Genomic DNA, 20,333 nt, shown 5'->3' with positions numbered 1-20,333 from the left:
ATCGCCGAGGAGTTCACCGCGTACGCCGCCTCGCTCGGCGTCCCGGAGATCACCGCGATCCCGATCTCGGCGCTCGCCGGCGACAACGTCGTGGAGGTCTCGGCGAACATGGACTGGTACGCGGGCCCCACCGTCCTCGAACACCTGGAGACCGTTCCGGTCACCCATGCCCCGGCCTTCCGCCGTGCCCGCTTCCCGGTGCAGTACGTGATCCGCCCGCAGACCGCCGAGCACCCCGACTACCGGGGCTACACCGGACAGATCGCCGCCGGAACCTTCCGCGTCGGCGACGAGGTCACCGTGCTGCCGTCGGGCCGCACCAGCACCATCGAAGCCATCGACGCGCTGGGCGATTCCGTCCAGGAGGCCAGCACGCCGCAGTCGGTGACCGTGCGGCTCGCCGACGACCTGGACATCTCCCGGCGGTGACCTGATCGCCCGCACGGCCGATGCCCCCACGGCCCACCGGGACATCGTGGCGACCGTCTGCCACGTCGCGGACCAGCCGCTCACGGTCGGCCAGCGGGTACTGCTCAAGCACACCACCCGCACCGTGAAGGCGATCGTCAAGGAGATCCCCTCGCGGCTCACCCTCGACGACCTCTCCCAGCACCCGGCCCCCGGCCGGCTCGTCGCCAACGACATCGGCCGCGTCAAGGTGCGCACCGCCGAGCCCCTCGCGGCCGATCCGTACACGGACTGTCGGCGCACCGGCTCGTTCCTGCTCATCGAGCCGGCAGACGGCACGACGCTGAGCGCCGGGATGGTCTCCGCGCCCGGCGCGGAGGACGGATGGTCATAGGCTGGACGTTCCACGTACGCGCATGGGACAGGGAGCCCCCTTGAACAACTGGCAGCTGGGCGAGACCTACCGCAGCAGTTCCGGAGAGGTCCGCTGGGACCGTCTGGGAGAGGGGAAGGAGTCGGTCGTGCTGCTGCACGGCACCCCCTTCTCCTCCTACGTCTGGCGCGGTGTCGCCCGCTCACTTGCCCCGCACTACCAGGTGTACGTCTGGGACATGCCCGGATACGGTGCCTCGGAGAAGTTCGAGGGACAGGATGTCTCGCTCGCCGCGCAGGGCAAGCTGTTCACCGATCTGCTCGACCACTGGGATCTGGCCGAACCGACCGTGGTCGCCCACGACTTCGGTGGTGCCGTCGCCCTGCGGGCCCACCTGCTGCACGGGGCCCGATACCGGCGTCTCGCCCTGGTGGACCCGGTCGCGGTCGCGCCGTGGGGCTCGCCGTTCTTCCGCCTGGTCGGCGACAACACCGAGGTGTTCAACCAGCTCCCGCCTGCCATGCACGCCGCCCTGGTGCGGGAGTACGTTCGCTCGGCCAGCGGCATCGGCCTCGGTGACGCGGTCGTCGAACGCCTCGTGGAACCCTGGCTCGGCGAGGCCGGCCAGTCCGCCTTCTACCGCCAGATCGCCCAGGCCGACCAGTGCTACACCGACGAGATCGAGAAACTGTACGGGACACTGGAGCTGCCCGTCATGGTGTGCTGGGGCGCCGAGGACACGTGGATCCCGCTGCATCAGGGCCAGAAGCTGGCAGCGCAGATTCCCGGTGCCGGTCTCCGGGTCATCGCGGGCGCCGGGCACCTGGTGCAGGAGGACGCCCCCGCGGAGCTGGCGGCCGCGGTGTTCGCCTTCCTGCAGGAGCTGGGCTGACGCACGCAAGGGCGGGCGTACGCCCGGTACGCCCGCGCCTCGGCGTCATGACGCCCACCTGATGCTGCGCGCCGGCGGCCGGTGACCTGTACCGTACGCAACCCAAGGGCCCCCTCGGCTGCCGTCCCGCCTCCCGGACAGGGCTGATTCGGCGTCGGCGCGTCACCGCGTTGCCTTCGCCGGAAGCGGTTGTACTGCGTGGCGAGCCGTCAGCAGAAGATGCGCTCGGCCGCCTCCCGGATCATGTCCGCCAGTGTCTCGGGGGCCGTACGGTGAGCGGCGTGTCCTTCCCCGGGAATGGTGACCCGTGCCGCGTTCGGCAGGGTGACCGCGAGGTCGGCCAGTCGCTCCCGCAGGTGAGCCGGGCTTCTGTCACCCTCCACCAGGGTGGTCGGCACGTCGAGCCACCTGAAGCGGTCGACGCCGATCCCGAGCGCGTCGAGCGCGTCGATGTCGGCGAGCCCTGCCGTCACCTTCGAAGTGAACGAAGTCTGCGCCCCCGGACCCGCGATCAGCTTCTCGACCAGCTCCACGGGTTCGTGGGCGATGTCGCGCAGATGGATCCGCATCGCCTCGCGAGGATCTCCTGCGGCGAGGGCCTCGCGGGCGCGGCGGGCCGCCTCCCCTCCCACCAACGACCGCGTGGGCAACGGTGGTTCGTAGAGGAACAAGCCCGCCGGCACACCGGGCGCTTGCAAAGCGGCTTCCAACGCGGCGACCGCCCCCGAGGAGTGTCCGACGAGGAGCATGGGCCGGTCGAGGAGTCCGGCGATCGCGAGAACGTCTTCCGCCTCGACCGTCATGGAGTACGCCGGCGGAACACTCGCCCCGGGAACGTAGATGCGACGGGCGACCCTGACCACCCTGAAATCGTCGATCAACGGCGGCAGGACGCCGCCCCAGGACATGGCGCTCTCACCGCCGCCGTGAACGAGGAGCAGTGTGGGCCCTTCGCCGTCGTCGAGAGCGGTGATGGGCGCGCCGTCAGCGGATGTAGCGAGAAGCTCAGCCATACGCACAAGTGTGCGGCGAGCGTGCCGGTGGGCGCGCGGTTTCAGTGTGTTGGGTGTGGGGTTTGCCGGCGGGCAACCGCATGCCTCTTGCGAGCACCCTTGTCTCCTCGGTGTGGGCATGCGCATGGCATCCGACGTCTCCATGCGCAAGGTTGTGGGAGTGGGCCTCCCTCGTACTTCCGGCGCCCGTACGGCCTGTGGGTCTTCTGGGCGGACGGTTGTGGTGGTGGGGGTCATGGGGTGTGGGGGTGGAGGTGGAGGTCGGCGGTGAAGATGGTTTGGTGTTGTTGGGTGCCTTGTATGTGTATGTGGTGGTGGTTTGGGGGGGTGTGGGGTTGGGGTGTTGCGGTGATCCAGCAGGGTGTGTGGAGTTCGGCGTAGCGGGTGAAGGTGCTGGTGAGGTGGTGGAGGTGGGCGGTGGGTTGTTGGGTGGTGGCGTGGGCGGCTTGTCGGGCGGCTTCGAGGAGGACCATGCCGGGGATGTGGTCGACGGGGTGGTCGAAGTAGGTGGGGTGGGTGGTGTCGATGCGGAGTTGCCAGGTGTGGGGGGTGGTGGGGGTGGGGTGGGTGAGGAGGACGTGTCGGGGGTTGGTGTGGCCGACGAGGGTGGGGTCGAGGGGTGGGGGTGGGGGTGGGGTGTGGGTGGTGGTGGGGTTGCCGCGTAGGCGTTGGTAGACGGTGGGGCTCATGCAGCGGAAGGCGGCTGAGGCGGTGGCGTGGGAGCCGTTGTCGCGGGTGGTGGTGATGTCGTAGCGCATTTCGCGGAGGATGCCGTTGCGGTGGTGGGTGTGGCAGTGGGTGTGCAGGTGGATGTCGGTGGGGGTGGGGTCGGCGGTGAGGAGTTCGGGGTCGGTGGTGATGGTCATGTGGGACATCAGGAACTGGAAGCCGAAGGGGACGTGGTAGGCGGCGTGGGCGAGGAGGGATCCGGTCTGGCGGACGGATTCGATGAGCAGCATGGGGTTCTGTTGGCCGTGGTGGGGGGCGAACAGGGTGTGGTTGCGGGGCCATTGGGCGTCGACGATGAAGCTGTCGCTCCTGTCGGTCCTGTCGGTCCTGTCGGTCCTGTCGGTCCTGTCGGTCCTGTTGGTCCTGTTGGTGCCGGGGGGGTTGTGGGGGTGCCAGGCGGTCAGGAGGACTTCGGAGACTGCTGTGCGGTGGACGTATTCGCGTGGGACCGTGGTGGTCAGGCGTCTTGGTGCTGTCTTGGGGGCGGGGTCGGCGGAGGTCAGGTAGGGCATGTCGAGAGCTCCTGTCTGTTTCCGGGCAGGGGGCGACAGGCCGTACGTCGGCTGTCCACCCCCCAGTGGCCGACGTTCTGGGCGACAAGATACAGACAGGTCGGTCCAGGAGTCGATGCTCGTTTCATGGCTCATGTACCGGTCCGGGTGCCGGCCGGTTGTTCCTCCGTCCTCCGTCCTTGGCGGAATGGGTCCTCCAGGGGCGATGAATCCCTTATGTTGCTGCCGCCGGGGGGTGCCGGGGTGCGGGTGCGGGGTGGTGTTCCACGGCTTGTGACGCGTTGACAATCAGACAAGTCTGTTTGGTATTGTGGGTGCTTGCCGTACCCCGCAGTCCGTGATGACGGAGCGGTTGTTGCCTCAGGGGGAATGATGAACCGGCAGTACGCGGATCTCCCAGCACCGTCTGCGCAGCGCCACCGCCCGCGCGGTCCGCTCGTCGCGGCCGGGCACCCGGTTCCCGGGCGGGGTGCGGCCGTCCGGGGGGCCCTTGACGTCCTGGTGGTCGAGAGCGACCGGCGGGCCGCGGACGCGCTCCTGGAGGCGCTGGTCCGGCAGGGGTTCGCCGCTCACGGGGTGTCGACCGGCGCGCAGGCGCTGCGTGCTCACGGCGAGGCGGACCTGATCCTGCTCGACCTGGACCTGCCCGATCTCGACGGTCTGGAGGTCTGCCGGGCGGTCCGGGCGGTCAGTGACACGCCGATCATCGCCCTGACCGCGCGCGGTTCGGAGCTCGACTGCGTGCTCGGTCTCCAGGCCGGCTCGGACGACTACCTCGTCAAGCCGTACGGCTTCCGCGAGCTGCTGGCCCGGATGGAGGCGGTGATGCGGCGTGTGCGCCCGCAGGCGGCGCGCCCGGCCGCCCGGGGTGTCATCGTCCACGGGCCGCTGCGCCTGGACCCGGAGGCCCGGGCGGCGTTTTTGGACGGGCGGCCGCTGGAACTGACGCGCAAGGAGTTCGACCTGCTCCATCTGCTGGCCTCGCAGCCCGGCGCCGTGGTCCCCAGGCGCCAGATCATGGCCCAGGTGTGGGACGACGCGTGGTCGCCCCGCGGCCGCACGGTCGACACCCACGTCGGAACGCTGCGCAGCAAGCTCGGTTCCAGGGAGTGGATCGTCACCGTCCGGGGCGTCGGCTTCCGGCTCGGACGTCCCCAGGGGCCCGAGTCGAAGATCTTTCGGTAGTTTCTCTGTGCCGCCGGCTTTCCTCTGCGGGGTCCGGCCACCGCAGGTGGCCCCGGGGCCGGCGAAGGGCCGACGGCCCGTCGCGGAGCTTGCGCTCCGGCGGAAGGGTCTTCGACCCGAGATGCCAGGGGCTGTCGTTCGGATTCTGCCGGGCCCGCGTGCCCTGGTGCCGTACCGGCTGCGTGGTCGTGGGCCGCCGTGGCCGCGCCATGTCTTGCTTGTTGGCCTGGGGGATACGCGGCTGCGGATCCCGCTGCCCGGGTCCCGCCCGGTCCCGGGGAAGGGCGCTGGCCGTCCTTTGCCGCTTCCCGCAGGCCCTGGGCCGCCCGGTGGTCCCGTTGCCGCGCCGCGTACGTCCTGAAGACGCCGCCGCCCACGTTACGATACAGACAAGTCTGTTGAATTGGTGGGCGAGCGCAGGGACGGGTATGGCACAGCAAGAACGCGGCAAGCGGTCACGGCGGTCGATCCTGGAGGCCGCCGCCCGGGTTTTCGACGAGCGCGGCTACGATGCGGCCAGCACCAACGAGATCCTGGCGCGTACCGGGCTCACCCGCGGCTCGCTCTACCACCACTTCCCCTCGAAGCAGGCCATCGCGCTGGCCCTGGTGGAGGCGCACGGCGAGGCGCTGCGGCCGCCGGAACGGCCGGTGAGGCTGCAGTCGGTGATCGACCTGACGCTCGAGTTCGCCCGGCGCCTGCAGTCCGACCCGCTGCTGCGCGCGAGTGTGCGTCTGACGATCGAGCAGTCGTCCTTCGACTGCCCGCCGCGCACGACCTACGACCAGTCCTTCGAGGCCATTCTCGCGCTGCTGCAGGAGGCCGACAGGCACCAGGAGGTCCTGCCGGGGGTGGACGTGCAGGAGGCCGCCTCGACCATCGTGGGCTCCTTCACCGGCCTGCAGACCATGTCCCAGGCGTACAGCGGCCGCGCGGACCTGCTCGAACGGATCGGCATCTTCTGGAAGTTGCTCCTCCCGGGCATCGCGACACCGGGCCTGATCGGCCACCTGCGCACCACACTCCCGGACGACTGACGGCCCGCCAGCCACCACGGGCGCCGAAACGCCACCCCGCCGCCCGCCACCCCGCCGCCCGCGGCCGGTGCGCCGCGCCGCACTGACCGGCGCCCGCGGGGCGCGGCCGGCCCGCCGCGCCGCCTGACCACCGGACCACGGCCGGGGAAGCCCCGTGGCCGCTCGGGGGAGTGTCCGGGGCGGCGGGGGAAGCGTGCCCGGGGTGACGCGCGCCCACGGGGACCGTGTGGGGAGTCCGCCGGGCCGGCTGGAGAAGCGTCGGGGGCGGCGGGGGAAGCGTGCCCGGGGTCGGCCGGGGGAGCGTCCGGGCGGGGGAACGCGTCCGGGGTGACGCGGGCCCACGGGGGCCGTGTGGGGAGTCCGCCGGGCCGGTCGGAGGAGCGCCCGGGGCGGCGGGGGAGTGTCCGGGGCGGTCGGGGTGCCGGGTGTGGGGTCTGTCTGCGTCCTGCACTGGTTGCGGTTGTTTGGGAGGGGGCCGGTTCGGGTGTCCGGCTCTGGGTGTCCGGCCGCTCTGCCGGTTGCTGTGCGGGGTGGGGGCGGCTTGCTGTGCTGGTGTGGGTGGTGTGTCCGGCCGGTGTTGGCATGTCACTGCTGTGGGGCGTGCCGGTTGTTGTCACCTGCGGTGGTCGTCGGCCTGGTGCGGGGGTGCCGGTCGAGGGCGCCTTGGTGGGCGAAGGGGCCCTGGTGGGCGGTGTCCGGGTGGTGGAGGTCCTGGTCGAACAGGGGGCCCAGCAGTTCCCACAGTCGGCGGGAGGTCTCGGCGCCCCACCAGCCGGGGTCCGTGTGTCCCAGTGACTCGATGCCGGCGGCCACGACCACGGCCAGGTCGGCCAGGTCCTCCGCCCGGGTGGCGTCCTGTTTCTGTGTCCGGGCCACCCGTTCGTGGACGACTGCCAGCAGGTCGTCGCGCAGGCGCGGCGGCCCGGCCGAGCCGTCCGCGGCGAGTTGCATGCCCGCCCGTACGACCTTCTCGGTGCGCATGGCCCGGCCGAGTCCGAGCAGGAAGCGCTCCGGCGCGTACTGGGCCGGGCCCCTGAACGCCTCGTCGGCCAGTGCCTCGACCCGCAGGCGGGCCTGTTCGTATACGGCGGCCGTCAGCGCCGCGGTGGAGGAGAAGTGGTGGTACAGCGCCCCGCGGCTGACTCCGGCCCGGCGGCAGATGTTGACCAGTCCCGCGTCGGAGAGCCGGCCGTCCGCGATCAGCTCGGCGGTGGCATGAACGAGGGCCTGACGCGTCTGCTCAGATCGTGCCTGCATCAGGTCGCACCTGCCCTCTCTTTCCGATCCCGCCCCTGCGCGCCCGCCCACGGGTGGAGGCATCGATGAAGTAAAAACTATACAACCATGCCTGTTTCTTGAAGGAACCCCCAAGAGTCTTCCCTCTCTCGATCTTCACACAACCGAACTGACCTTGACTTCGGGGCGAGTTGGCGTGAAATGTTCGCGCCTCCCACTGATTCGAACCGACTTGCAATTAGACAGACCTGTCTGTAAACCGGGGGGTGGCGGGTCTCGATCCGTGCACCCGCCGCCCGGGACCGGCCCGCCCGGGCGCCCGGCCCCGGGCAGTTGACACGGCTCTGACGGGGCGCTGACAAAGTTGGGGATGCTTGTGGGAACCCTGAACCGGGGCACGTTGAAGCGGCTCCCACCCCCCGGAAGACTGGACGTAATTGCCGGGAACATCAGGTATTGGGGGGATTGGAATGGATCGGCTTCAGCGTCTGACCGAAACTCACCGGAGCAGGGACTGCGCGCGGCGCTGCGGGCGCATCTGTGCCACGTGCGTGGACCGGATGGGCCGCGAACTGCGCACCCTGCTCGACCTGTACAAGGAGAGCGAGGAGGCACTGGCGCCCGCTGCGCCGGTGATGCGTGAGCGGGTGAGCGGCAGCCGCAGTGCTGTGGGCATCGTGCTCGACGAGCGGGCCGTGGCGCTGCGGGCCCGGGTGGCCGGGGTGCTGGCGTTGTGGGCACGGCTCGTCGTGGACGAACGGGGCGGCACCGGGCCCCGGGCGGCCGAACACGGCCTGGGCGCCCTGGTGCTGTTCCTGCGCCGGCAGCTGCCGTGGCTTGCCGGGCACCCTGCGGGCGTGGACTTCGACGAGGAGCTCACCGAACTGCTCGCCGCCCTGGGCCGGCTGTTCGGGCCGGGCCGGGTACGCAGGTTCCCGCTGGGTCCGTGCCCGCGGCCGGGGTGTGCCGAGACGATGTACGGCGTGATGTCGGCGGGCGCCGACCAGGCACCCGGCCATGTGTCCTGTCCCGCCGGGCACGCCCTGCCGCCCCGTCAGTGGCTGCTGGTGGCGGGCCGCATGCGGGAGGCCGTCTAGCGCCGGCCCGGACGGGCATCGCCGGATCCTGGTCCGGTACGGGTCCGGGGGAGTGGTGCCGGATCCTGGTCCGGTACGGGTCCGGGGGAGTGGTGCCGGATTCCGGTCGGTGCCGGGCTCGGGCCGGCTCTTCGGCCGTGGGCCGCGGTGCGCGGCGAGGGAAGGGGGCGCGCCGCGCAGGAGAAGGTTCATCCCCGTCCCGCTCGCGCGGCGTGGTGGTCGCGACCGGTCGGGGGTCGTAGCGAGGGAAGGCAGGGCGAGATGACCGGGCCGAAGGGGTCGGCGAAGCGGCGGACGGTGCCGACCGAGCTGGCCGCCCTGGCGATGGGGGTCTCCCCGGCCACCATCCGCAAGTGGGCGAGCCGCGGCAAGATCACGCGTCACGGCGGTCCGCAGCGGGCCGAGTACGACCTCGACGAACTGTTCGCACTGGCCCGCGGGGGCGAACCCGACTGACGGCTCCCGGCGATGGGGAGTGCGGCATCCCGGAGCCGCCGCACAAGAGCGCGGATCCGTGCGGGGATCCACCCCGGCACAGCCCCCGCGGCCCCCGGGCCGCGGGGGCTGTGCTGCGTCAACTGCCCTGTGTCCGGCGGGAGTTGACGCAAGCCCGGCGCAGGTGTCACACTTTTCGCACCGCCGTCATGCCCTGACGCACCCGCCTTTTCGGCCGGTGGTCCCTCAGCGGCGGATCCGGGCGGGCTTGTGAAGCCCGCCGGACTCCCTCCCGTCCGTATCCCGCGGTCGCACGTCGACCGGGGTGCGGACTTTCTGTTTTCTCCGCCCCAAGTTGAGGAAGTGTGGTCGATGTCTGTTTCTACCTGGACGCCTGTCGGTCGATGGACGGGTACGGTCAGCCACGACGGTGAGGTGGACGACTACACGGTCACCTTCGAGCCGGACGGTTCGCTCTCGGTCACGACGCGCAAGAGCACCGGCTACGGCTCGTGGACCGTCACCGCTGACAACGCTTTGGAGTTCTCCCTGCGGGAGGACTTCAACGTCGACGTCACGCAGATCAGCCCGAACGGCCACCACGCCGCCTACATACAGATCGACATCACCGCGCGCCGCGAGGGCGAGGGCTTCACCGGTGAGGGCAAGGCCGTCGTCCATGGTCCCGACGACGTCGTGATCTACGCGACGGACGCCCGGACCGAAGCGCACCGGCTGTCATGACCCGGGAACAGGCCGCGGATCCGTCGGCTCTGGCCGCCGAGGTCGCCCGCCTGGCCGACCTCGCGTCACTCAAGCGGCTCGTCGACCGCTACCTGGCCAGCCTCGACGAGGGCGTCTTCGACGAGAGCTGGGCCAGGTCCCTGTTCACCGAGGACATCGAGATGACCTTTCCGGTGGGCAGCCACCAAGGCATCGCCGGTGTCACCGGTTTCACCGCCGAGATCATGGCGCGCTGGGGCCGGACGCACCACCACGGCTCCGACCCTTCCGTCGGCCTCGACGGCGACCGGGCCACGGTCGGCTGGAGCCTGATCGCCTCCCACGTGCACTACGGCTCGCCCCTGCCCCCCGACGCCTCCGAGTACTTCCAACTCGGCGGCCGCTTCACCGCCACCGCGCGGCGCACACCGGACGGCTGGCGTTTCGACCGGCTCCGACTGCGCATCGTGTGGACGACCGGAGCGGTGCCCGGGGGAGTCACCCAGGTCGACGCGCAGACGCTCGACACCCGCGGGAACGCCGCCCCGTCCCCCGTACAGGAACCCCCAGCAGAGGAGAACGGACGCATGGCCACCACGCTCACCGCCGAGCAGCAGAAGGACCTCGTCGAGAAGGTCTTCCACGAGGGCCTGGACCTCGGTGACCTCTCGGCCGCCGACCGCTACCTGACCGCGGACTTCCGCAACCACGGCAGCCACGACGACTCCATGCGGGGTCCTGAGGCGTTCAAGCACACGATCAAGATCCAGCAGTCCGCGTTCAGCGACATCCGCTACGAGATCCTCGACTTCATCTCGATGGGCGACAAGGCCGCCATCCGCTGGGTGATGCACGGCAAGCACACCGGTCCGTTCATCGGCATCCCGCCGACCGGTCTGCAGGTGCAGCACCAGGCGATCATCTGGTTCCGCTTCGAGGGCGACAGGATCGCCGAGCGGTGGGGCATCGTCGACAACTTCACCCTGGAGCGCTTCCTGAAGTCCGGCGGCCGGCCGGCCGGCCCGCTGACCCCGGCGGGAGCCCCCGGCACGGGCAAGCCCGCCGCCTGACCACCACCCGCCGCCGCCGGCGCCTCCGCCCCCGGCCCCCGCCCGGCCCTCCGCGGCCGGGCCCGGGGGCCGGCCGGAACCGGCGCGGCAATGCGCCCAGCCACAGACCGACACGCAACAGGCCGACGCGCACCAGACCGGCGCGGCAGCAGGCCGACGCGGCAACAGGCCGGCGCGGCCAGAGGTCGGCGCGGCAGGAAGTGCGGTCACAGGCCGGCGTGACAGCAGGCCGGCGCGGCAGGAAGTGCGGTCACAGGCCGGCGCGGCATCAGGCCGGCGTGGCCAGAGGCCGGCGTGGCCAGAGGCCGACGTGAGTCAAGAGATCGATGCAAGGGAGGGACGACGTGCCGATCGACAGAAAAGTGGCCCGCTTCAACCGGCGGTTCGCCAACCGTCTTGTGGGGCCGCTGTTCAGCAGGCTGCCCGGGTTCGGGAAGGTCCATCACCGCGGGCGCAAGTCGGGGCGTGAGTTCGCCACGCCGGTGAAACTGTTCCGCCGTGGTGCGGACATCGTCATCACGCTGCCCTACGGGCCCGGCTCCGACTGGGTCAAGAACGTGCTGGCGGCGGGCGGTTGCGAGATCACCACTCGCGGGCGCCGTATCCGGGTCGCCGATCCCGTCGTCTTCACCGACGAGGGAACGACGCGGATGCCCGCTCTGACCCGCCGGATCCTGTCCCGGGTCGATGCCACCGAGTTCCTCGCGCTCACGCCGGTGGCCTCGCCGGTACCGGGGGCCCGGCGATGAGCGGGCCGGGCGGGCCGGGCGGGCCGGGCGGGCGGGGTGGGCCGGTTCGGCCGGTCAGGGTCGGGCTGCTGGTCGGCTCCGCCCGGGACGGGCGGCTCGCGCCGGACGTCGCCGGCTGGTTCGCCCGGGTGGCCGCGCGCCGCGACGACCTCGTGCTGGATGTCGTGGACGTGGCCGAGCACCTGCTGCCCGCCAGCCTCGACGCCGACGACCGAAGGACGGTGGCGCTGCGTCCGCGGCTGGCCGGGGCCGAGGCGTACGTGGTCGTCGTGCCCGAGTACAACCGCAGTGTGCCGGGCCCGTTGAAGACCCTCATCGACAGTTTCCAGTCCGAGTGGCAGGCCAAGCCGGTCGGTTTCGTCGGCTACGGGCTCGGCGCGGCCGGCGGGGTGCGGGCGATCGAGCACCTGCGGCAGATCTTCGCCGAGTTCCACTGCGTGGGCATGAAGGACACCGTCGTCTTCCCCCGGGTGCTCGACCACTACGACGGCGAGGGCTGTTTCCCCGCCGATGCCGAGGGCGCAGAGGCAGCCGCCAAGCTCATGCTCGACCAGCTGCTGTGGTGGGCCGGCGCGCTGCGCGAGGCGAAGGCCGCCCGCCCCTACGGCTCCTGAGCCCTTCCCCTCACCCGCCGTGCCGCACCTGTGGCATCCGCGTGCCTCGCCCGCCCTTGCCGTCTCAGGAGAACGCCATGGCCGCTGCCCCCAACCCCCTGTCCGACCTCCTGATCGCCGTCCCGGTGGTGATCCTCGCCTGCAGAGCCGGCGCCCAGCTCCTCAAGCGGCTCGGCCAGCCCCCGGTGGTCGGCGAGATCCTCGTCGGTATTCTGCTGGGCCCCTCGCTGCTGGGTTTGCTGTGGCCCGGGGCGCAGGCCCAGCTCTTCCCGCAGGCCGCTCTGCCCTACATCGACGTGCTCGGCACCATCGGGCTGCTCGTGTTCATGTTCCTGATCGGTCTGGAACTCGACCTCGGTTCCCTGCGCGGGCACAGCAGGACCGCCGTGGCCGTCTCCCAGGCCGGCATCGCCGTACCGCTGCTGCTGGGTGCCCTGCTGGCGCTGTGGATGTACGACGAGTTCGCCCCGCCGGGCACCCGCAGGCTGTCGTTCGTTCTCTTCCTCGCGGTCTCGATGAGCATCACGGCCTTCCCCGTGATGGCCCGCATCCTCGCCGACCGCGGCCTGTACCGGACCAGGGTGGGGGCGCTGGCCATGGCGAGCGCGGCCGTGGACGACGTGAGCGCGTGGTGCCTGCTGGCGGCCGTGGTGGCGGTGACGAAGAGCAACTCGCCCCTCGAGGCCGTCGCGACGGCGCTGTGGGCCGTGGGCTTCACGCTGGCCATGTTCCTGCTCGTTAGGCCGCTGCTGGCCCGGTGGGCCGCCCGCGCCGAACGGCGCAACGCCGACGGCCTCGTGGTGGTCGTGCTGTTCAGCGGGCTGTGCCTGGCCGGGTGGGCCACGGACCGGATCGGGGTGCACGCACTGTTCGGCACCTTCCTGTTCGGCGTGGTCAGCCCGCGCGGCAGCCGGGCGATCAAGGCCACCGCGGCCCGGCTGAGCGCGTTCGCCGTGCCGGTGCTGCTGCCGCTGTTCTTCGTCAGCACGGGACTGAGGACCGACGTGTCACTGCTCGGCGGCAGCGCCACGCAATGGCTGTGGGCGGGTGCCGTGCTCGCGGTGGCGGTGCTCGGCAAGTGGGGCGGCGGTTCGCTCGCGGCCCGGCTGACGGGGTGCGACTGGCGGGACGCGATGTCGCTCGGCGCGCTGATGAACTGCCGGGGGCTGACCGAGCTGGTCGTGCTGAACATCGGCCTCGGACTCGGGGTCATCGGCCCGGAGCTGTTCACCGTCCTCGTGCTCATGGCCCTGGTGACCACGGCCATGACCTCTCCCGCCCTCACGCTCATCCGCCGCAGGGCCGACGACCCCGCCGCGGACGGCTCGCCCGAAGGAGACCGTGAGGACCTCGCGAAGGAACCCGCCCTGCAGCCCGCCCGCCCCGGCTGACCTGCACCCCTTTCTCCCCGGCTGACCTGCACCCCTTTCTCCCCGGCTGACCTGCACCCCTTTCTCCCCGGCTCGGGCCCCGGCGCCTCCCCGGCCCAAAACTTCAGCCACTGATGATTGGAATGCTGCTAGTTGGATGCTTGATAGATAAGCGGGTTGACGATAGCGTGGGTGACACGGAGCGGTGAGGCAGTGAGGGAGACAGCGATGAGCCAGGACTTCAAGAACCTCGACATGACGATGATGTTCGCGATCCACGACGCCCTGCGGCGGGAGCTGGAGCGGATCGCGCGGATCACCGCGCGCGCCGACGACGACCCCCGGCACGTGCTGAGCACCGCAGTGGGCTGGGAGCTGTTCAAGAAGTTCCTGACCGTCCACCACACATCCGAGGACGACACCGTGTGGCCGGTGATGGAGCAGGCCCTGGCCGGCCGCCCCGACGAACTGGCCCTGCTGGAGGCCATGGAGGCCGAGCACGCGGTCATCGACCCGCTGCTGGCGGACATCGACGCGGCTCTCGCCGACCGCGACTTCGGACGCGAGCGCCTGGGCCGGCTGACCGACACCCTCTGCACCCGGCTCGGCGGCCACCTCGACCACGAGGAGCGGGACGCGCTGCAGCTGATGGACCTCACCCTCACCCAGGAGCAGTGGGCGGCCTTCAGCGCCGAACAGCGCACCCGCATCGGCGACGACTCCGCCCGCTACCTGCCCTGGCTGCTCGACGACATCGACGCGGTGAAAGTCGCCTCGATCCTCCGCAAGCTGCCCGAACCGCTGCGCAACGCCTACGAGAGCGAATGGCGGGCCGCCTACGACGCGCTGGACATCTGGGGCACCAAGGCGGCATCCGCCCGCTGACCCGAGGGCCCCGCCCCCGACCGGCCCGTACCACCCCGCCCCAAGACACCGGAGAGAGCTCATGTCGCTGCAAGACCGTACCCAGGCCGCCCCCCAGGCCGCGGCGCCGCCTCAGCCGGGCGGCAGACTCGGCCTCGCGCTGCTGGTCATCGCCGCCGCGCAGCTGATGCTCGTCCTCGACAACACGATCGTCGCCGTCGCCCTGCCCAGCATGCAAAGCGCACTGCACCTGAGCGAGTCCAGCCTCGGCTGGATCGTCACCGCCTACGCGCTGGCCTTCGGCGGCCTGCTGCTGGCCGGCGGCCGCGCCGGCGACCTCTTCGGCCGCCGCCGGGTCTTTCGCACCGGCCTGATCGTGTTCACCGCGGCCTCGCTGCTCGGCGGCCTGGCCCAGAGCGGGGAACTGCTGATCGCGGCCCGGGTGCTCCAGGGCGTGGGCGCCGCCATCGCCGCCCCCACCGCCCTGTCGCTGCTGGCCACCACCTTCCCGGCCGGCCCGGCCCGCAACAAGGCACTCGGCGTCTACGGCGCGATGGGCGGCCTCGGCTCGGTCGCGGGCCTGCTGCTCGGCGGCGTGCTCACCGAGTACCTGAGCTGGCGCTGGGTGATGTTCGTGAACATCCCGATCGCCCTCGCGGTCCTGATCGGCACCGGCGTCCTGATCGAGGGCAAGCGCGAGCGCGGACAGGTCGACGTCCCCGGCGCCATCAGCGCCACCGCCGGCTTCGGCGCGCTCGTCTACGCCATCACCCGAGCCGGTGAAAAAGGGCTCGGCGACCCCGTCACACTGACCGGCCTGGCCGTCGCACTGGTACTGCTCGCCACCTTCGTGATCATCCAGCGGGCCAGCCGGGCGCCGATGATCCCCAGGGGCGTACTGGCCGACAAGAGCCGCGTCGGCGCCAACCTGATCATGTTCCTGGTCGGCGCCGGCATGCTCGCCACCTTCTACTTCCTCACCCTCTACATGCAGGTGGTCAAGGGCTACGCGCCGATGGTCACGGGCCTGGCCTACCTGCCCTTCGCCCTCGGCATGGGCATCGCGGCCGGCGGCATCGGCCCGCAGCTGCTCGCCAAGCTCCCCGAGCGCACCGTGATCGCCCTCGGCCTGGTCGTCGGCATCGCGGGCATGGTCTGGTTCAGCCTCCTCGAGCCCGGCCAGAACCCCCTGCTCACCCTGCTGCCGGCGCAGCTGGTCGTCGGCCTCGGACTGGGCATGGTCTTCGTGGCCGTCACCATCATCAGCGTCCGCGGCGTCGCCCCGCAGGCCACCGGCGCCGCCTCCGGCCTGGTCAACACCGCCCAGCAGATCGGCGGAGCCATCGGCCTCGCCATCCTGGCCGCGGCCGCGACCGTCGTCACCGAGAACCACCTGCCGGGCAACCTGCCCGACGCACTGACCACCGGATACTCCTACGGCTTCCTCCTCGGCGCCGGCCTGTACCTGCTGGCCCTGGTGACGGCCCTGATCACCATCCCGGCGACGGCCCCCCAGCCACAGCGCGAAGGGGAGCACACCCCCCTCCCGCTGTGATCCCATCCGGCGGCCCCGACCATCCCCCCGTCGGGGCCGCCGGAGTCCCCCCGCAGCACGCACCCCCCGGGCCTCAGGAGACGCAGATGCCGGACCTGTCTCGGCCCCCGCACGACCAACGGCCCGCGCACGACCCCACGAGCGGGCCCCGGCCGGCGAAGAAACGTCCCCCCGCCCAGGCCGGCCCGGCCACGGCCGCGCGCGTGACCGCGACGTACCGCGACGCCGGCCACGCCCCCGCCCGGCCCCGCGCCCCGCACACCCCGCCCACCGGACCGCGCCACCCCCTCACGGCCGGCGTGCCCACCCGGGACGGCCGGACCTGCGGCCCGACGGACCCGCCGCACGAGGCGACCGCGCCCCGCACACCCCGCCCCCCGGAGCCGGCGCACACCACGCGCACCGGCGAACCCGCCTTCCCGGCCCGCCACGGCCCGCGAAGGCGGGACGACGCGCCCGCCGACCCACCACACCGCCGAGGCCGCAGCAGGCGGGCCCGGCGGCGGCCGGGGTCTACCGCGGACGGCCGGGCGCCGACCGCCCGCTCCATGATCGAACTGGCGCGCGAGAACCGTGCGTGCCGACCACCGTTTCCCGGCAGCGGTGCGCAGGGCCGCAAGGCGAGCGCACCGCCCCTATACTCGGGCAGGAGGTGCAGTCTTGCAGCGTGCAGGCGATGAGGGCCGAGGTCTTGTGACCCCGACCGAGGAGACCGCTGAAGTTCCCGGAGTGCTCCCGAAGTCGCTCACCGACTTCATCGGCTACCTCCTGCGCCGGGTCTACGCGCAGTTCTCCGCGACCGCGGACGGCACCGACGCGGACTCCCGCGACGTCCTCGTCCTCGACGCGCTCACCGGCCACGACTGGGCATCCCAGCTGGACCTGGCCGAGCGGCTCGGCATCAACCGCACCATCATGGTCTCGGTCATCGACCGGCTGGAGGCCCGCGGCGAGGTCCGGCGCACCCGCAACCCCGACAACCGCCGCCAGTACGTCCTGTCCCTGACGGACACAGGACGCCGGACCCTTCACGCCCGGCGCCGCGCGGTGGCCGAACGCGACGCGCGGCTGACCGCCGTACTGACCCCGAAGGAGACGGCCCGCCTCGACGAGCTGCTGGCCCGACTCCTGCCCGAGCCCGCCCAGCCCCTGGTGCAGGGCACCGAGTACCTGGTGGCCCAGGCCCATCACCGGCTGCGCCGGCACGGCGACGACAAGCTGGCCGGCACCGGCCTGCGGGTGCGCCACTACGGCCCGCTGTCGGCACTGCAGGCGTTCGGCCCCTGCTCCCAGCAGCGGCTCGCGGAGCTGCTGGCCATCACCGGACCGGCCGCCTCCCAACTCGTGGACGAACTGGTCAGACTGCACCTGGTACGCCGCGGCCGCGACCCGCACGACCGGCGCCGCTACGCCCTGGAGGTGACCGGCCTCGGCCGGGAGAAACTCGGCGTCGTCGCCCGGGCCGTCGCCGAACTGGCGGCGGACGTGGCGCGGATGCTGGGCCCCGAAGGGGAAGAGGAACTGCGGGCCATCCTGTTGAAACTCCTCGCCCCGACACATTCCGGAGCGGCATTCACCGAGAACACCAACCCATCGGTTTCCGCCAGGGGTTGACCCCATGGCCAAAGCCTGTCACGCTTAATTCAGCGGCCGCACCACGCCTTTTTCCAGGCTCTTCATTTCGGCCCTTCGGACCCTCGTCGGAGCAATTCCGACCCCCTTCCGAAGGGTGAATGAGGGGCCTTTTTTCATGCGGTTTTCCCGGCCGTGGCCGAACCGGCATTCCTGCTGTGCACCGCCCCTCGACGAAGGAGACAGTTCATGGTCGCGAAGATGACCGAAGGCACACCGGAACAGGCGTGCATACCCGAGGAGATGACCTTCGACGTCATCATCCTGGGCTCTGGTCTGGCCGGTTCCGTCACCGGCACGATCCTGGCCAAGCACGGTGCGAAGGTCCTGCTGGTCGACGCGGCCGCCCATCCGCGCTTCGCCATCGGCGAGTCCATGACACCGCAGCTCGTGGAGTGGATCCACATCCTCTCCGAGCGGCACGGCATTCCCGAACTCAAAAGCCTGGCCAGCGTCCAGGCATCCACCCGGGACATCGGACCCACCTTCGGCACCAAGGCGCACTTCGGATTCCTGAAGCACGAGACCGGCAAGGAACCCGACCCGCGGCAGGCCACCCAGCTGGCACTGCCGAAGATCTTCCACCAGAACAGCCACCTGTTCCGCCAGGACAGCGACGCCTTCATGTTCCACGTGGCGCTCACCTACGGCTGCACGCCGCGGCAGAACTGGCGCGCCACCGAAGTCGACTTCGACGACGACGGCGTGACCGTCACCGGCAAGAGCGCCGCCCCCGGCGCCGGGCCTGAGCAGTACCGGGCGAAGTACCTGGTGGACGCCTCCGGTTTCCGCTCGCCGCTCGCCGACAAGTTCGACCTGCGCGACCAGCCGGCCCGCTTCAAGCACCACTCGCGTTCGATGTTCACCCACTATGTCGGCGTCAAACGGTTCGACGACGTCAGCGGCCACCCCAAGAAGCTGCGCCCGCCGGCCGACTGGCACACCGGCACCATGCACCACCTCATCGAGCGCGGCTGGTTCTGGATCATCCCGTTCGACAACCACGACAAGTCCCGCAACCCGCTGTGCAGCGTCGGCCTGACCATCGACGAGCGCACCTACCCCAAGCCGAAGGACCTCACGCCGGAGCAGGAGTTCCAGCTCTTCCTCGACAAGTACCCCGCCGTGAAGCGCCAGTTCGACGGCGCCACCCGGGTGCGCGAGTGGGTCTCCACCGACCGGCTGCAGTACTCCTCGAAGCAGACCGTCGGCGACCGCTGGTGCCTGATGTCGCACGCCGCCGGCTTCCTCGACCCGCTGTTCTCCCGCGGTCTGTCGAACACCATGGAAGTCGTCGACGCCCTCACCTCCCGCCTGGTGGCCGCATTGCGGGACGGCGACTTCTCGGCCGAACGCTTCCAGTACGTCGAACGCGTGGAGCAGGGGCTGCTGCAGTACAACGACGAGCTGGTCAACAGCTCCTTCATCTCCTTCTCCCACTTCCGCCTGTGGAACGCGGTGTTCAGGGTGTGGGGCTCCTTCATCACCCCGGGCACCATGCGCCTGACCCGGGCCCGCCTCAAGCACGTCCGCGACGGCCGCGAGGAACACTTCGACGAGCTGGAGCAGGTCGCCCACCCGGGCCTGTGGTGGCCGCAGAGCGACACGTTCAAGCGGCTGCTGGAGGCCACCGCGGAGACCTGCGAGAAGTACGAGGCCGGCGCGCTCAGCGGCGACGAGGCCGCCGACATCGTCTTCGGCCTCCTCAAGGAATCACCCGTGGTCAACCCCGTCTTCGGCTGGAAGGACGAGGAGAAACGCTTCATCTACCCCTCGGTGGCCACGATGGCCCGCTTCCTGTACTGGGCCTCGGTCCAGGCCCCGCAGGAAGTGAACAGCGTCGGCCGGGAGTTCCTCCTCGGAATCCTCAAGGCCGGAACCAGGGTCCGCAAGCTCCTCTGACCCGCGCGGCACCACTCCGACACCCACGAAAGGCATGCGCATGTCCGCAGCAGCGCGGTCACTGACCCGCGCCCATGAGGGCCAGCCCATCGAGCCACTGAACCTGCGCCGCGTGTGCGGCCTGTTCACGACCGGGGTCACGGTGATCACCACCGGGCCCGACGGCGAAGCCGACGGAACGACCGTCAACTCCTTCACCTCCGTCTCGCTGGAACCCCCGCTCGTACTGTTCTGCCTGCACCAGCGCTCACGGCTGCACGAACTGCTCGCCCGAAGCGGCGGATTCACCGTGAACTTCCTGTCCGGCCGGCAGCAGCCGCTGGCCCGCTGGTTCGCCGAGCGGCGGGCCGACACCTTCGACACGGTGCCCCACCACTTCACCCCGGACGGACTCCCCGTGCTGAGCGAGGCGCTCGCCCATCTGACGTGTACGACAGTCGACATCCACCCGGCCGGCGACCACGACATCGTCGTCGGCGAGGTCGTCGAGCTGGGCATGCCCCAGCACGGCCTGGAACCGCTGATCTTCTTCGACGGATCCCTCGGACCGCTGCACACCGGCGACAAACACTTCAGCCACCTCGGCCCCCAGACCCCGGCACCGGCCCGGCAGGCGTCCTGACATGCGCAAGGTGCTCATCGCCAACCGCGGCGAGATCGCTGTCCGCGTGGCCCGTGCCTGCCGGGACGCCGGGATCACGAGCGCAGCCGTCTACGCCGACCCGGACCGCGACGCGCTGCACGTCCGCGCCGCGGACCAGGCGTTCGCCCTGGGCGGTGACACCCCGGCCACCAGCTACCTGGACATCGACAAGGTCCTGAACGCGGCACGGCACACCGGCGCGGACGCCGTCCACCCCGGATACGGCTTCCTGTCCGAGAACGCGGAGTTCGCCCAGGCCGTCATCGACGCCCAACTGACCTGGATCGGCCCGCC

At 71.1% G+C, this 20,333-nt stretch carries 19 protein-coding genes and 1 pseudogene; 17 read left to right on the top strand and 3 right to left on the bottom strand.

Annotation, left to right across the window (positions count from 1 at the left end; translation table 11 throughout):
* Positions 1-766 (top strand): annotated as a pseudogene (locus tag AB0903_RS32365) (hypothetical protein); the annotation flags it as partial.
* Between the two features lie 76 nt (positions 767-842).
* Positions 843-1,673 carry an alpha/beta hydrolase gene (locus tag AB0903_RS32360; RefSeq protein WP_366708317.1) on the top strand — a complete coding sequence of 277 codons (831 nt, stop codon included), beginning with the start codon at positions 843-845 and terminating at the stop codon, positions 1,671-1,673.
* 209 nt (positions 1,674-1,882) lie between these two features.
* Here AB0903_RS32360 and AB0903_RS32355 read toward each other — a convergent pair whose 3' ends face one another.
* Both AB0903_RS32355 and AB0903_RS32350 read right to left on the bottom strand, forming a co-directional pair.
* Entirely contained in the window at positions 1,883-2,686 is an 804-nt protein-coding gene (locus AB0903_RS32355; protein WP_366708316.1) for an alpha/beta hydrolase, read from the bottom strand.
* Between the two features lie 233 nt (positions 2,687-2,919).
* A complete protein-coding gene (locus tag AB0903_RS32350) occupies positions 2,920-3,927 on the bottom strand; it encodes a ScbA/BarX family gamma-butyrolactone biosynthesis protein (RefSeq protein WP_366708315.1) in 1,008 nt (335 codons plus the stop codon).
* A gap of 501 nt (positions 3,928-4,428) precedes the next feature.
* Here AB0903_RS32350 and AB0903_RS32345 point away from each other — a divergent pair.
* Positions 4,429-5,112, top strand: a complete 684-nt coding sequence (locus tag AB0903_RS32345; RefSeq protein ID WP_366708314.1) for a response regulator transcription factor — start codon at positions 4,429-4,431, stop codon at positions 5,110-5,112.
* A 428-nt stretch (positions 5,113-5,540) separates the two neighbouring features.
* Positions 5,541-6,149 (top strand): ScbR family autoregulator-binding transcription factor, encoded by a 609-nt coding sequence (locus AB0903_RS32340; protein WP_366708313.1) that lies wholly within the window; start codon positions 5,541-5,543, stop codon positions 6,147-6,149.
* A gap of 585 nt (positions 6,150-6,734) precedes the next feature.
* On the opposite strand, the gene AB0903_RS32335 is transcribed toward AB0903_RS32340, so the two are convergent.
* Positions 6,735-7,406, bottom strand: coding sequence for a TetR/AcrR family transcriptional regulator (locus AB0903_RS32335; protein ID WP_366708312.1), 672 nt, complete (start codon positions 7,404-7,406; stop codon positions 6,735-6,737).
* A gap of 539 nt (positions 7,407-7,945) precedes the next feature.
* Between AB0903_RS32335 and AB0903_RS32330 the strand changes: the two genes are divergently transcribed.
* The 13 genes from AB0903_RS32330 to AB0903_RS32270 all read left to right on the top strand — a co-directional run.
* On the top strand, positions 7,946-8,482 hold the full coding sequence (locus AB0903_RS32330; protein WP_366708318.1) for a hypothetical protein: 537 nt from the start codon (positions 7,946-7,948) through the stop codon (positions 8,480-8,482).
* Positions 8,483-8,743: 261 nt separating this feature from the next.
* Entirely contained in the window at positions 8,744-8,938 is a 195-nt protein-coding gene (locus AB0903_RS32325) for a hypothetical protein (protein ID WP_366708311.1), read from the top strand.
* 351 nt (positions 8,939-9,289) lie between these two features.
* Positions 9,290-9,661, top strand: a complete 372-nt coding sequence (locus AB0903_RS32320) for a dehydrogenase (RefSeq protein WP_366708310.1) — start codon at positions 9,290-9,292, stop codon at positions 9,659-9,661.
* Entirely contained in the window at positions 9,658-10,710 is a 1,053-nt protein-coding gene (locus tag AB0903_RS32315; RefSeq protein ID WP_366708309.1) for an ester cyclase, read from the top strand. The genes AB0903_RS32320 and AB0903_RS32315 overlap by 4 nt, the downstream gene beginning before the upstream one ends.
* Before the next feature lie 344 nt (positions 10,711-11,054).
* Positions 11,055-11,459 carry a nitroreductase family deazaflavin-dependent oxidoreductase gene (locus AB0903_RS32310; protein WP_366708308.1) on the top strand — a complete coding sequence of 135 codons (405 nt, stop codon included), beginning with the start codon at positions 11,055-11,057 and terminating at the stop codon, positions 11,457-11,459.
* Complete coding sequence (locus tag AB0903_RS32305; protein ID WP_366708307.1) at positions 11,456-12,073, top strand: NAD(P)H-dependent oxidoreductase; 618 nt, start codon at positions 11,456-11,458, stop codon at positions 12,071-12,073. The genes AB0903_RS32310 and AB0903_RS32305 overlap by 4 nt, the downstream gene beginning before the upstream one ends.
* Before the next feature lie 77 nt (positions 12,074-12,150).
* Positions 12,151-13,464, top strand: coding sequence for a cation:proton antiporter (locus AB0903_RS32300; protein ID WP_366708306.1), 1,314 nt, complete (start codon positions 12,151-12,153; stop codon positions 13,462-13,464).
* A 207-nt stretch (positions 13,465-13,671) separates the two neighbouring features.
* On the top strand, positions 13,672-14,328 hold the full coding sequence (locus tag AB0903_RS32295) for a hemerythrin domain-containing protein (RefSeq protein ID WP_366708305.1): 657 nt from the start codon (positions 13,672-13,674) through the stop codon (positions 14,326-14,328).
* 61 nt (positions 14,329-14,389) lie between these two features.
* The gene (locus tag AB0903_RS32290; protein WP_366708304.1) at positions 14,390-15,862 is read left to right on the top strand and encodes an MFS transporter; all 1,473 of its coding nucleotides are present in this window, start codon (positions 14,390-14,392) and stop codon (positions 15,860-15,862) included.
* 693 nt (positions 15,863-16,555) lie between these two features.
* The gene (locus AB0903_RS32285) at positions 16,556-17,476 is read left to right on the top strand and encodes a MarR family transcriptional regulator (RefSeq protein WP_366708303.1); all 921 of its coding nucleotides are present in this window, start codon (positions 16,556-16,558) and stop codon (positions 17,474-17,476) included.
* Positions 17,477-17,683: 207 nt separating this feature from the next.
* Positions 17,684-19,396: an FAD-dependent monooxygenase gene (locus AB0903_RS32280; RefSeq protein ID WP_366708302.1), complete on the top strand. Its 1,713-nt coding sequence runs from the start codon at positions 17,684-17,686 to the stop codon at positions 19,394-19,396.
* 40 nt (positions 19,397-19,436) lie between these two features.
* Positions 19,437-20,018, top strand: coding sequence for a flavin reductase family protein (locus tag AB0903_RS32275; protein ID WP_366708301.1), 582 nt, complete (start codon positions 19,437-19,439; stop codon positions 20,016-20,018).
* 1 nt (position 20,019) lies between these two features.
* On the top strand, positions 20,020-20,333 hold a 314-nt coding region (locus tag AB0903_RS32270; RefSeq protein ID WP_366708300.1), incomplete at its 3' end, for a biotin carboxylase N-terminal domain-containing protein.

Source organism: Streptomyces sp. NPDC048389 (assembly GCF_040706335.1).
Taxonomy (GTDB): domain Bacteria; phylum Actinomycetota; class Actinomycetes; order Streptomycetales; family Streptomycetaceae; genus Streptomyces.
This window is presented reverse-complemented; position numbering and strand designations above follow the sequence as displayed.

What these genes read in the sequence shown, in the direction of transcription:
- AB0903_RS32340 (WP_366708313.1), top strand. Translation starts at nt 5,541, where the DNA reads ATGGCACAGCAAGAACGCGGCAAGCGGTCACGGCGGTCGATCCTGGAG.
- AB0903_RS32295 (WP_366708305.1), top strand. Translation starts at nt 13,672, where the DNA reads ATGAGCCAGGACTTCAAGAACCTCGACATGACGATGATGTTCGCGATC.
- AB0903_RS32325 (WP_366708311.1), top strand. Translation starts at nt 8,744, where the DNA reads ATGACCGGGCCGAAGGGGTCGGCGAAGCGGCGGACGGTGCCGACCGAG.
- AB0903_RS32305 (WP_366708307.1), top strand. Translation starts at nt 11,456, where the DNA reads ATGAGCGGGCCGGGCGGGCCGGGCGGGCCGGGCGGGCGGGGTGGGCCG.
- AB0903_RS32315 (WP_366708309.1), top strand. Translation starts at nt 9,658, where the DNA reads ATGACCCGGGAACAGGCCGCGGATCCGTCGGCTCTGGCCGCCGAGGTC.
- AB0903_RS32320 (WP_366708310.1), top strand. Translation starts at nt 9,290, where the DNA reads ATGTCTGTTTCTACCTGGACGCCTGTCGGTCGATGGACGGGTACGGTC.
- AB0903_RS32350 (WP_366708315.1), bottom strand. Translation starts at nt 3,927, where the DNA reads ATGCCCTACCTGACCTCCGCCGACCCCGCCCCCAAGACAGCACCAAGA.
- AB0903_RS32275 (WP_366708301.1), top strand. Translation starts at nt 19,437, where the DNA reads ATGTCCGCAGCAGCGCGGTCACTGACCCGCGCCCATGAGGGCCAGCCC.
- AB0903_RS32290 (WP_366708304.1), top strand. Translation starts at nt 14,390, where the DNA reads ATGTCGCTGCAAGACCGTACCCAGGCCGCCCCCCAGGCCGCGGCGCCG.
- AB0903_RS32330 (WP_366708318.1), top strand. Translation starts at nt 7,946, where the DNA reads ATGGGCCGCGAACTGCGCACCCTGCTCGACCTGTACAAGGAGAGCGAG.
- AB0903_RS32300 (WP_366708306.1), top strand. Translation starts at nt 12,151, where the DNA reads ATGGCCGCTGCCCCCAACCCCCTGTCCGACCTCCTGATCGCCGTCCCG.
- AB0903_RS32355 (WP_366708316.1), bottom strand. Translation starts at nt 2,686, where the DNA reads ATGGCTGAGCTTCTCGCTACATCCGCTGACGGCGCGCCCATCACCGCT.
- AB0903_RS32335 (WP_366708312.1), bottom strand. Translation starts at nt 7,406, where the DNA reads ATGCAGGCACGATCTGAGCAGACGCGTCAGGCCCTCGTTCATGCCACC.
- AB0903_RS32280 (WP_366708302.1), top strand. Translation starts at nt 17,684, where the DNA reads ATGGTCGCGAAGATGACCGAAGGCACACCGGAACAGGCGTGCATACCC.